Annotated in this window: 10 protein-coding genes; all 10 read left to right on the top strand. The window is 56.0% G+C overall.

Translation table 11 applies throughout. From position 1 onward, the window contains the following. Positions 1-74: 74 nt before the first annotated feature. The 10 genes from rlmN to ABIB18_RS18535 all read left to right on the top strand — a co-directional run bounded on the left by rlmN (position 75) and on the right by ABIB18_RS18535 (position 12,140). Complete coding sequence (gene rlmN, locus ABIB18_RS18490) at positions 75-1,244, top strand: dual-specificity RNA methyltransferase RlmN (RefSeq protein ID WP_031377788.1); 1,170 nt, start codon at positions 75-77, stop codon at positions 1,242-1,244. Between the two features lie 80 nt (positions 1,245-1,324). Beyond that, positions 1,325-2,059, top strand: coding sequence for a type IV pilus biogenesis/stability protein PilW (gene pilW, locus ABIB18_RS18495; RefSeq protein ID WP_354475243.1), 735 nt, complete (start codon positions 1,325-1,327; stop codon positions 2,057-2,059). Then, a complete protein-coding gene (rodZ, locus tag ABIB18_RS18500) occupies positions 2,049-3,056 on the top strand; it encodes a cytoskeleton protein RodZ (protein ID WP_354475191.1) in 1,008 nt (335 codons plus the stop codon). Before pilW ends, rodZ begins: the two co-directional genes overlap by 11 nt. A gap of 37 nt (positions 3,057-3,093) precedes the next feature. Then, entirely contained in the window at positions 3,094-4,215 is a 1,122-nt protein-coding gene (gene ispG / locus ABIB18_RS18505; protein ID WP_046288173.1) for a flavodoxin-dependent (E)-4-hydroxy-3-methylbut-2-enyl-diphosphate synthase, read from the top strand. Between the two features lie 105 nt (positions 4,216-4,320). Beyond that, a complete protein-coding gene (gene hisS, locus ABIB18_RS18510) occupies positions 4,321-5,595 on the top strand; it encodes a histidine--tRNA ligase (protein ID WP_354475193.1) in 1,275 nt (424 codons plus the stop codon). Between the two features lie 39 nt (positions 5,596-5,634). After that, positions 5,635-6,252: a YfgM family protein gene (locus ABIB18_RS18515; RefSeq protein WP_031376482.1), complete on the top strand. Its 618-nt coding sequence runs from the start codon at positions 5,635-5,637 to the stop codon at positions 6,250-6,252. Between the two features lie 19 nt (positions 6,253-6,271). After that, complete coding sequence (gene bamB / locus ABIB18_RS18520; RefSeq protein ID WP_031376481.1) at positions 6,272-7,453, top strand: outer membrane protein assembly factor BamB; 1,182 nt, start codon at positions 6,272-6,274, stop codon at positions 7,451-7,453. 172 nt (positions 7,454-7,625) lie between these two features. Then, a complete protein-coding gene (der, locus tag ABIB18_RS18525) occupies positions 7,626-9,116 on the top strand; it encodes a ribosome biogenesis GTPase Der (RefSeq protein ID WP_031376480.1) in 1,491 nt (496 codons plus the stop codon). Between the two features lie 58 nt (positions 9,117-9,174). Continuing rightward, positions 9,175-9,393: a zinc ribbon domain-containing protein gene (locus tag ABIB18_RS18530; protein ID WP_031376479.1), complete on the top strand. Its 219-nt coding sequence runs from the start codon at positions 9,175-9,177 to the stop codon at positions 9,391-9,393. A 305-nt stretch (positions 9,394-9,698) separates the two neighbouring features. Beyond that, positions 9,699-12,140, top strand: coding sequence for a glucose/quinate/shikimate family membrane-bound PQQ-dependent dehydrogenase (locus ABIB18_RS18535; protein WP_031376478.1), 2,442 nt, complete (start codon positions 9,699-9,701; stop codon positions 12,138-12,140). Positions 12,141-12,247: the final 107 nt, after the last annotated feature.

The raw sequence follows: 12,247 nt of genomic DNA on the forward strand, positions 1-12,247 counted from the left end.
GCTTGATGAAGGCGCATTTTTTTACCTATTCATGAACAGCGCCATAACGTGTAACAACGAGGCCAGAGAACATTATGTCCGAACAGATTGTGACGTCCGCGTCCGCATCCCCGATTGTTGTTTCCCCCAAGAGCCAAAAAATTAACCTGCTGGATCTCAACCGTCAGCAGATGCGCGAATTCTTCCTGTCGCTCGGCGAAAAGCCGTTCCGCGCTGACCAGGTCATGAAGTGGATCTATCACTACTGCTGCGATGACTTCGAGCAGATGACCGACATCAACAAAAAGCTGCGTACCCGGCTGATGGAGCTGACGGAAATCCGCGCCCCGGAAGTGGCGGAAGAGATGCGCTCCACCGATGGCACCATTAAATGGGCGATCCGCGTTGGCGATCAGCTGGTGGAAACCGTCTACATCCCGGAAGGCGACCGCGCCACGCTGTGCGTCTCTTCACAGGTGGGCTGTGCGCTGGAGTGTAAATTCTGTTCGACCGCTCAGCAGGGCTTTAACCGTAACCTGCGGGTTTCAGAGATTATTGGTCAGGTATGGCGCGCGGCGAAAATTGTCGGCGCGGCCAAAATCACCGGCCAGCGTCCCATCACCAACGTGGTGATGATGGGCATGGGTGAGCCACTGCTCAACCTCAATAACGTGGTGCCCGCCATGGAGATCATGCTGGATGACTTCGGTTTCGGTTTATCGAAGCGTCGTGTGACCCTTTCGACCTCTGGCGTCGTGCCTGCGCTCGACAAACTGGGCGATATGATTGACGTCGCGCTGGCGATCTCGCTGCACGCGCCGAACGACAAGTTGCGTGACGACATCGTCCCGATCAACAAAAAATACAATATCGAAACCTTCCTGGCGGCGGTGAAACGCTACATTGGTAAGTCGAATGCCAACCAGGGTCGCGTCACCATCGAGTACGTGTTGCTGGATCATGTCAATGACAGCACTGACGATGCGCATGAGCTTGCCGCATTGCTGAAAGATACGCCGTGCAAAATCAACCTGATTCCGTGGAACCCCTTCCCGGGCGCACCGTACGGCCGCAGCTCTAACAGCCGCATCGATCGCTTCTCTAAAGTGCTGATGGACTACGGTTTCACCACTATCGTGCGTAAAACCCGTGGCGACGATATTGATGCCGCCTGCGGTCAGCTGGCAGGTGAAGTTATCGACCGTACCAAACGTACCCTGCGCAAAAAGATGGCCGGTGAAGCGATATCTGTGAAAGCGCTCTGAAAGGCTGACCGTTAACGTTTCCTGAGAGTGACGCGCGTGGCAGGCTGTACGCTGCTAACGTCAACCGGATGGAAACGATGATGAGTAAGGGATTACCGGGGATTTTACTGGCCCTGTTTGTTGTAAGCGGGTGTGTCAGCCAGACGCAGTCACCCGGCGCGTCGGAACTGCGTCTACAGTTAGGGATGCACTATCTGGCGGGCGGCGATGAGGCGGCAGCAGAGCGCAATTTCCTGCGGGCGCAGGCGGCGGCACCGGATGATTATCGGGTCTCGCTGGCACTGGCCCGACTGGCACAGAAGCGGGGTAACCGCGCGGCAGCGCGGGCCCACTATCAACTGGCGCAGCAGCAGGCGCCGTTGAATGGTTTTGTCGCGAACAATTACGGTGCGTTTCTTTGCGCTTTAAGGCAGTATGGCGAAGCGCATCAACAGTTTAGTCGGGCAGGTGATGCGCAGCAGATTGACGCCCGGATCGATGCGCTTGAACTGGCGGGATTTTGTTATCTGCAGGCAGGCGATTTTGCCGCCGCGCGCCGTGAATTGCGGCAGGCCATTGAGACGGACGATCGCAAAGCCGGGGCAGTGCTGGCTGAAGCTGAAAAGCTGATGGCCGATAATCAACTGGCTAACGCGCAGATTTTGCTCGATATATACCAGCAACAGCGGCCCGAAACGGCACGCAGTCTGGCGTTACACTTACGTTTCGCCGCGCTACAGGGACATGCCGCTGACGTTTCACGTTATGGCGACCGGTTAGCGCGACGTTTTCCGCAATCGATACAGTACCAGCGTTATTTAGCTAATGAATACTGAAGCCACTCAAGAGAATTCTGCAGTACATTCAACAGGTGAACGCCTGCGTCTGGCCCGTGAGCAGCTGGGACTGACGCAGCAGAACGTCGCTGAACGCCTGTGTCTGAAACTTTCTACCGTGCGTGACATTGAAGAAGACAAATCGCCTGCTGATTTGGCCTCTACTTTCCTGCGCGGCTACATTCGCTCCTACGCGCGACTGGTGCATATTCCTGAAGAGGAATTGCTGCCAATGATGGCGAAACAGACGCCGGTTCGTGCTGCAAAAATCGAACCGATGCAAAGTTTCTCGCTGGGTAAGCGCCGCAAAAAGCGTGACGGCTGGTTGATGATTTTCACCTGGCTGGTGCTGTTTGTGGTGGTCGGTCTGACGGGTGCCTGGTGGTGGCAGAATCACAAAGCCTCTCAGGACGATCTGGTGTCGATGGCCGATCAGAATGGCAGCAGCGGTGACGGTCAGTCTATTCCGCTGGGGGAGTCGAGCGGTGACAGCACCGCCCCGGCTGCGCCGGATGAAAGCAACACCCCGCCAGCAGCAGATAACAGCGCTGCCGGCACCAACACGCCAGCCACGACGGCCCCGGCCGCCAGTGCCAGCAATACCGCGCCTGCTGCTCAGTCAGACAACACCAGTAATGCGGTGGTATCGCCCAGCCAGGCACCGGTAGACACCAGCGCGGCCGCTCCGGCGGCCAGCACCGCACCGCAGATGCCGGTCGGCGCAGCAGCGGTCAGTGAACCCGCTGGCGATCCAAACGCGGTGGTGATGACCTTTAATGCCGACTGCTGGCTGGAAGTTAGCGATGCAACCGGTAAAAAACTGTTCAGCGGCTTGCAGCGCAGCGGTGGTAAACTCAGTCTCGCAGGAACCGCTCCGTATCGTCTGAAAATTGGCGCTCCTTCCGCGGTTCAGGTGCAATATCAGAATCAGCCCGTTGATTTAAGTCGTTTTATCCGTAATAACCAGGTTGCTCGCCTGACGTTGGGTGCGCAATAACAGCGTATCGCGTACCGGGCAATTGTGGAGAAGAAATATGCATAACGAAGCACCCATTATCCGCCGTAAATCCAAACGCATTTACGTCGGCAAGGTGCCAGTCGGTGACGGCGCGCCAATCGCTGTTCAGTCGATGACGAACACCCGCACCACAGACGTGGCGGCGACGGTAAATCAGATCAAAGCCCTTGAGCGCGTCGGTGTCGATATCGTCCGCATCTCGGTGCCGACGATGGATGCAGCAGAAGCATTCAGACTGATTAAACAGCAGGTGAACGTCCCGCTGGTGGCCGATATCCATTTTGACTACCGCATCGCGTTGAAAGTGGCCGAATATGGCGTTGATTGCCTGCGGATTAATCCCGGCAACATCGGCAATAACGAGCGTATCCGCATGGTGGTCGACTGCGCACGCGACAACAATATTCCGATCCGGATTGGCGTAAACGCCGGTTCGCTGGAAAAAGATCTGCAGGAAAAATATGGCGAGCCGACGCCACAGGCACTGCTTGAGTCGGCGATGCGCCATGTCGATCACCTCGATCGCCTTAACTTTGATCAGTTCAAAGTCAGCGTAAAAGCGTCGGACGTCTTCCTGGCGGTCGAATCGTATCGTCTGCTGGCGAAGCAGATTGAGCAGCCGCTGCACCTCGGTATTACCGAAGCGGGCGGGGCGCGAGCCGGTGCGGTAAAATCCGCCATTGGGCTCGGTTTACTGCTGTCCGAAGGGATTGGTGACACGCTGCGTATCTCGCTGGCGGCCGATCCGATCGAAGAAGTGAAGGTCGGTTTTGATATTCTGAAGTCACTGCGCATTCGTTCGCGTGGCATCAACTTCATCGCCTGTCCTACCTGTTCACGTCAGGAGTTTGACGTAATCGGCACTGTTAATGCGCTGGAACAGCGTCTGGAAGATATCATCACGCCGATGGATGTCTCCATTATCGGCTGTGTGGTTAACGGACCGGGCGAAGCGACCATCTCTACGCTGGGCGTCACCGGCGGCAACAAGAAAAGTGGCTTCTACGAAGATGGCGTGCGTCAGCGCGATCGTCTCGACAACAACGATATGATCGATCAGCTGGAAGCGCGTATTCGTGCCAAAGCATCGATGCTTGATGCCACGCGCCGTATTGATGTGCAGCATCTGGAAAAATAATGGCGTGCGCGGCCTGCGTGCGTGACTTTTTTGACTGAACCTGTGCGGTTTCATCCTCATAAGGTATGATGCCGGACAGGTTTTTTTGCATTAAGAGATTCTAACGTGGCGAAGAATATTCAGGCGATTCGCGGGATGAACGATTACCTGCCTGCGGATACCGCCATCTGGCAACGGATTGAAGGCGTTCTCAAGCAGACGCTGGCGAGCTACGGTTACAGCGAAATTCGCTTACCGCTGGTGGAGCAGACCCCGCTGTTTAAACGCGCCATCGGTGAAGTCACCGATGTGGTTGAAAAAGAGATGTACACCTTTGAGGACCGCAACGGCGAAAGCCTGACGCTGCGTCCGGAAGGAACCGCAGGCTGTGTGCGAGCCGGTATCGAACACGGTTTACTCTACAACCAGGAACAGCGGCTGTGGTACATGGGTCCGATGTTCCGCTATGAGCGTCCACAGAAGGGCCGCTACCGTCAGTTTTACCAGATGGGCGTCGAAGTGTTTGGCCTGCAGGGCCCGGATATCGATGCTGAATTGATCATGCTGAACGCGCGCTGGTGGAAAGCGTTGGGCATTGCCGATCACGTTCGCCTTGAACTGAACTCCATTGGCTCCCTTGAAGCCCGTGCTCGCTACCGCGATGCGCTGGTGGCTTTCCTTGAGCAGCATAAAGAGGTGCTGGATGAGGATTGCAAACGCCGCATGTACAGTAACCCGATGCGAGTGCTGGACAGTAAAAATCCTGATATTCAGGAACTGCTGAACGATGCGCCGCAACTCGGCGACTATCTTGATGACGAATCACGCGAGCATTTCAACGGCCTGTGCGCACTGCTGGATGACGCCGGTATCGCCTACACCATCAACCAGCGCCTGGTGCGCGGGCTTGATTACTACAATCGCACGGTGATTGAGTGGGTGACCGACAGCCTCGGTTCACAGGGCACGGTGTGCGGTGGCGGACGCTATGATGGCCTGGTTGAACAGCTCGGCGGACGCGCAACCCCAGCCGTAGGTTTTGCTATGGGCATGGAACGTCTGGTGCTGCTGGTTCAGGCGGTGAATCCCGATTTTGAACCGACGAGCAATGTGGATGTCTATGTAATCGCTTCGGGTCAGGGCGTGCAGTCTGCAGCCATGCAACTGGCGGAGAAACTGCGTGATGAAGCGCCAGAACTGCGGTTGATGACTAACTTCGGCGGCGGCAACTTCAAAAAGCAGTTTGCCCGTGCTGACAAGTGGGGCGCTCGCGTCGCGCTGGTGTTAGGCGAGGATGAAGTGAAGGCCGGACAGGTCGTGATTAAAGATCTACGCCGTGGCGAGCAGCAAACGCTGGCTCAGGCAGAGGCTGCTGCTGTTTTGCGCACGCTGTTGCAGTAAGCGTGGCGCAGCACCAACCATAGAAAGGAGAGGGATTGCGTGGAAGTGTATAGCAATGAGAACGAGCAGACCGATGCGCTGCGTCGCTTTTTTGCCAATAACGGCAAAGCGTTAGCGGTTGGCGTAGTGATCGGCATTGCTGCGCTTGGCGGCTGGCGTTACTGGGCCAGTCATCAGGAAGATGCGGCGAAATCAGTATCGGCGCAGTATCAGCAGCTCACCAGCGCCATGCAGGCGGGCAAGCCAGAAACGCTGGAAGCGGTTAACACCTTTGCCAATGAAAACAGCAACACCTACGGTGCGCTGGCCGCGATGGATCTGGCAAAACAGTATGTTGATACCAACCAGCTGGACAAAGCCGCGACGCTGCTGCAAAACGGCCTGAAAGATACCAAAGATGCCAACCTGCAGGCGGTGATTAACCTGCGCCTGGCACGCATTCAACTGCAACAGAATCATGCTGATGCGGCACTTAAAACCCTTGACGCTGTGAAGGGTGATGGCTGGACAGCCATTGTGGCCGATATCCGTGGTGAAGCGCTGCTGAGCAAAGGCGACAAGCAGGGCGCGCGCGATGCATGGAGCAAAGGGGTTGAATCTGACGCCTCTCCGGCATTGAAGCAAATGATGCAGATGAAGATGAATAACTTAAGCTAAGCCAGTCAAGAGAGAGCGCATGGAATTACGTAAATACCTGCTGCCGGGGCTGATTTCAGTCACTTTGCTCAGCGGTTGTTCGCTGTTTAGCGGCGAAGAAGATGTAGTAAAAATGGCCCCATTGCCTCAGGTGGAAAATCAGTTCACGCCACAGGAAGTGTGGAGCACCTCGGTGGGAGATGGCGTCGGTGATTTCTACTCCAACCTGCATCCCGCCTGGCAGGACACCACCGTATTTGCGGCCGATCGTTTCGGTATCGTAAAAGCGCTGGACGCCGCCGACGGTAAAGAAAAATGGAAAGTCGATCTCTCTGAGAAAACCGGCTTCTTCTCGAAAAATCGCTCAGCCCTGTTATCGGGCGGCCTGACGGCGGACGGCGATCGTCTCTATGTCGGCAGCGAGCGCGGTCAGATTTATGCGCTGAACAGCAGCGATGGCAGCCTGGCCTGGCAGACCAAAGTGGCGGGTGAAGCACTTTCTCGTCCGGTGGTCAGCGACGGCCTGGTACTGGTACACACCAGCAACGGGATGTTGCAGGGACTGGATCAGAGCAGCGGCGCTATCAAGTGGAGCGTCAACCTGGATATGCCAGCGTTGTCACTGCGTGGTGAATCTGCGCCTGCGGTCGCTTTTGGCGGCGCCATCGTCGGTGGCGACAATGGCCGCGTCAGTGCGGTTATCCTGAATCAGGGACAACTGATCTGGCAGCAGCGTATTTCCCAGGTCAGCGGCGCGACTGAGATCGATCGTCTGAATGATGTCGATACTACGCCGGTTATCGTCAATGGTGTGGTTTACGCACTGGCCTATAACGGCGATCTCACGGCGCTGGACCTGCGTTCCGGTCAGATTTTGTGGAAACGCGAAATCGGCGGCGTAAAAGATCTGATTGTTGATGCGGGCCGCATCTATCTGGTCGATCAGGACGATCGGGTGATTGCGCTTAACGCCGATGGCGGCGTGGCAATCTGGCGCCAGAGCGATCTGCTGCACCGTAATCTGACCTCACCGGTGCTCTACAACGGCTACCTGGTGGTCGGCGATAGCGAAGGTTATCTGCACTGGCTGAACACCACCGATGGTCGTTTCGTCGCGCAGCAGAAACTGGACAGCTCCGGCTTCCAGACTGAGCCGGTGGTCGCCAGCGATAAGCTGCTGATCCAGTCGAAAGATGGTGAGGTTTATGCGATTACCCGCTAACGGGTAAACGTCTGGCAGGTGAAATCCTCCGTTCTGACGGCTCCTGATTTAATCAGGGGCCGTTTCGTTTTTAGTCAGGCATGGTATTCTTTGCGCCTTCAGCCTGAACTTAACGGCCAGAGCCGTTATAATCACGCCATTCGGGCGATTAATTATTTATTGAGGCATTGTTATGGTACCTGTGGTCGCGCTGGTTGGGCGTCCCAATGTGGGAAAATCTACGCTATTTAACCGTTTAACCCGCACTCGTGATGCGCTGGTAGCGGATTTTCCTGGACTGACTCGCGATCGCAAATATGGTCGCGCCGAAGTGGAAGGGCGCGAATTTATTGTTATCGATACCGGCGGTATCGACGGCACCGAAGAGGGTGTCGAAACGCGGATGGCCGAGCAGTCACTGCTGGCGATTGAAGAAGCGGATGTGGTGCTGTTTATGGTCGATGCGCGTGCCGGAATGATGGCCGCCGATCAGCAAATTGCTAAGCACCTGCGTTCACGTCAGAAAGCCACTTTCCTGGTGGCGAATAAAACCGACGGACTCGATCCCGATCAGGCGGTGGTGGATTTCTATTCACTGGGCCTCGGTGAGATCCATGCCATTGCGGCGTCGCATGGTCGTGGTGTTACCAGCCTGATCGAAACGGCACTGCTGCCGTGGATGGACAAAGTTGAGCCGGTCGAACTCACTGAAGAAGAAGAGAACCAGGCTTACTGGAGTGCGCTCGACGCCGAACAGACTGCTGAACTGGAAGCCGCAGAGGAAGAAGAAAACTTCGACCCGACCGGTTTGCCGATCAAGCTGGCGATTGTCGGTCGTCCTAACGTAGGTAAGTCAACGCTCACTAACCGTATTCTCGGCGAAGATCGCGTGGTGGTCTACGACATGCCGGGCACCACTCGCGACAGCATCTATATTCCGATGGAACGTGATGGACGCGAGTATGTGCTGATCGACACCGCGGGCGTGCGCAAGCGTGCCAAAATCTCTGATACCGTAGAGAAATTCTCGGTGATCAAAACGCTGCAGGCGATTGAAGATGCCAACGTAGTTATGCTGGTGATCGATGCGCGTGCCGGTATTTCCGATCAGGATCTGTCGCTGCTGGGCTTCATCCTCAACAGTGGCCGCTCGCTGGTGATTGTGGTCAACAAGTGGGATGGCCTGTCGCAGGAAATCCGTGATGAAGTGAAAGAGACGCTGGACTATCGTCTGGGCTTTATCGATTTCGCCCGCATCCACTTCATCTCTGCGCTGCACGGCAGTGGTGTCGGCAATCTGTTTGAATCGGTCACCGAAGCCTATGACTGTTCAACCAAACGTGTGAACACCTCAATGCTGACCCGTATCATGAACATGGCGGCCGAAGATCATCAGCCACCATTGGTTCGCGGTCGTCGCGTTAAGCTGAAGTATGCACATGCTGGTGGTTATAATCCGCCGATTGTGGTGATCCACGGTAACCAGGTTAAAGACCTGCCGGACTCATACAAACGCTACCTGATGAACTACTTCCGTAAATCATTGAACGTAATGGGAACGCCGATTCGCATCCAGTTCAAAGAGGGTGAGAACCCGTACGAAGGTAAGCGCAACCTGCTGACGCCAACGCAGCAGCGTAAGCGTAAGCGTCTGATGGCGCATATGAAGAAAAATAAGCGTTAAGTGAAAGAGGGCCGGAAGGCCCTCTTTTTTTGTCCTGATATTAAGTAAGAGGCTAATCATGACCATCAATTGTGAAAACTGTCAGCAGCCGCTGCAGCTCAGCGACGGCGAATTTATCTGTAGCGGTTGTGGCGCACACACGCCGGCGCAGGCATGCTGCCCGGATTGCCATCAGCCGCTGGAACGGCTTTCTGCCTGTGGCGCAGTGGACTACTTTTGTCACCATGGACACGGCCTGATCTCGAAAAAGCGGGTGGAGTTTCAGCCACAGCGTTAAGTAAGCGGCAGCGATCCGGCGTAAGCCGTCGGCATTCACTACAATTGTTGTAGCAAAAATGCTATTGCAGCGTAACAATTGGGTTATAGATGTTCACTCTGTAATGTACCAGGTGGTACAATCCTGCCGCGTCGTGGGGATGGGCCAGCCACACCAGGTCTTTCCGGTCCAGCTTTCTCCATGGACGCGGGTCTGTTTATATTCGATTTGAAACAGTGCGGCACTCCGCATGTCCCTTTGACAAGGTTGCGCAGTTCAGGCGGCAACCGGCGTGGACGCTCTGTTTATTCAGGAGAGTTAGTGTTATGGCTGAAACATCGTCCCGCTCCGCTAAGGGGCTGGGAATAGTATCCGTGCTGCTCGGGCTGGTGCTGCTGGCTACCGGCCTGTTCTTCGCGATAGGCGGCGGCAAACTGGTTGCCCTCGGCGGCAGTTGGTACTTCCTGATTGCCGGTATCGTTACCGTTCTGTCAGCAATTCAGTTTTTCCGTCGCAAATCATCGGCGGTGGTACTGTTTCTGCTGATGTTTGTCGGCACCCTGATCTGGTCGCTGTTTGATGCTGGCATCGAGTTCTGGCCGCTGGTTTCGCGCCTGATGGTGCCAACCGGCCTGATGATCGTCGCCTTCCTGCTCTGGCCTGCGCTGCGTAAGCGTGAAGGCAAAAGCTCGCTGGCAAAGCCCGCTTATGGGCTTTCTGCGCTGCTGGCAGTCGGCATGGTGGTAACTTTCGTGCAGATGTTTCAGCCACATCCTACCGTCGCGTTCTCAGGCGAAGAGCTGCCGCTGATTCCGGTGGATAAAGCGAAACAGCAGAAAGACTGGGATAACTATGGCAACACGCCACAGGGCAGCCGCTTTGTGGCGCTGGACCAAATCACCCGCGATAATGTGAAAGATCTGCAGGTCGCCTGGACCTTCCGGACCGGCGATATCCCGGACAGCCCAACCGGCAACGGCGCGGAAGATCAGCAAACCCCGTTACAGGTGGGTAATACCCTCTATCTCTGCACCCCGCACAACAATGTTATTGCCGTCGAAGCAGACAGCGGTAAGCAGATCTGGAAACGCGAAATTAATGCCCAGGCGGAAGTCTGGCCGCGCTGCCGTGGTCTGGCTTATTTCGATGCCACTAAACCGCTGCAGCAGCCAACTCAGCCAGGCTCGACGCCGGTTCCGGCCGTCACGCTGCCAGCCGGTGATAGCTGTCAGCGCCGCATCCTGATGAACACCATCGATGCACGTCTGATCGCCATCAACGCTGACAACGGTGAGTTCTGTGAGAGCTTTGGTAATCACGGTATCGTTGACCTGAAAGCCGGTCTCGGCCAGGCGCCCGATCCGCAGTATCAGCTGACGTCGGCACCGACGCTGGCAGGCACCACCGTAGTGGTGGGCGGCCGCGTCGCTGACAACGTCCAGACCGATATGCCGGGTGGCGTATTGCGTGGTTTTGACGTCATCACCGGTCAGATGCGGTGGGCGTTTGACCCGGGTAATGTCGATCCGAATGCGGTGTTAATGCCGGGCAAAGAGTACGCCCGCAGTACGCCGAACTCGTGGGCACCGATGTCTTACGATCCGGCGATGAACACCGTATTTATCCCGATGGGCAGTTCATCTGTCGATCTGTGGGGTGCGAACCGTACCGAACTGGATCACAAATATGGCGCATCCGTGCTGGCGCTGGACGCTACCACCGGTAAAGAGAAGTGGGTTTATCAGACCGTACATAACGATCTGTGGGACTTCGACCTGCCGATGCAGCCAAGCCTGATCGATTTCCCGCTGAAGGATGGCACAACTAAACCTGCGGTGGTGATTGGCGGTAAAACCGGCATGATCTTCGTGCTCGATCGCATGACCGGCAAGCCACTGACCAAAGTCGAAGAGCTGCCGATGCCGCAGGGACATATCCCGAACGAGCAGTACACCAAAACCCAGCCTCATTCGACCGGTATGCCACAGATTGGCAACCAGACGCTGAAAGAGTCTGACATGTGGGGTGCTACGCCGTTTGATCAGCTGGCCTGCCGTATTGGCTTCAAATCGATGCGTTATGATGGCCTGTTCACCGTACCGGACACCGATAAGTCGCTGAGCTTCCCGGGTTCGCTGGGCGGAATGAACTGGGGTAGCATGTCGACCGATCCGAACAACCATCTGCTGTTCGTCAATGACATGCGTCTCGGCCTGTGGGTACAGATGATCCCGGCTGACACCAATAAGATTTCTCGTGGCAGCAACGGTGGTGAAGCGATCAACACCGGTATGGGCGCGGTGCCGCTGAAAGGCACACCGTATGCGGTGAACAAAAACCGCTTTATGTCGCCGCTGGGCATTCCTTGCCAGAAGCCACCGTTTGGTACGCTGTCGGCCATTGACATGAAAACCCAGAAAATCGTCTGGCAGGTGCCGGTCGGTACCGTGCAGGATACCGGACCTTTCGGCATCAAAATGCGCATGAAAATGCCGGTTGGTATGCCAACGCTGGGCGGTACGCTGGCAACTCAGGGTGGCCTGGTGTTCATCGCCGGTACCCAGGATTACTACCTGCGCGCCTTTGATGCTTCAACCGGTAAAGAAGTATGGAAAGCACGTCTGCCGGTTGGCAGCCAGGGCGGCCCGATGAGCTACGTTTCGCCGAAAACCGGCAAACAGTACATCCTCATCTCTGCCGGTGGTGCACGCCAGTCGCCGGATCGTGGTGATTACGTGATTGCTTACGCGCTGCCAGACAGCAAGTAAGTTCAGCTGTGAAAAGGGCCGACATTGTCGGCCTTTTTTTGGCAGAGTGTTGCCCGGTTCGCTGTAAGGCCGCTTAGCTCAGGTAACACGGTCAGATCGGAAAGTCG

This window comes from Pantoea sp. UYEF8 (assembly GCF_040546285.1).
In the GTDB taxonomy this organism is placed as follows: domain Bacteria; phylum Pseudomonadota; class Gammaproteobacteria; order Enterobacterales; family Enterobacteriaceae; genus Pantoea; species Pantoea brenneri.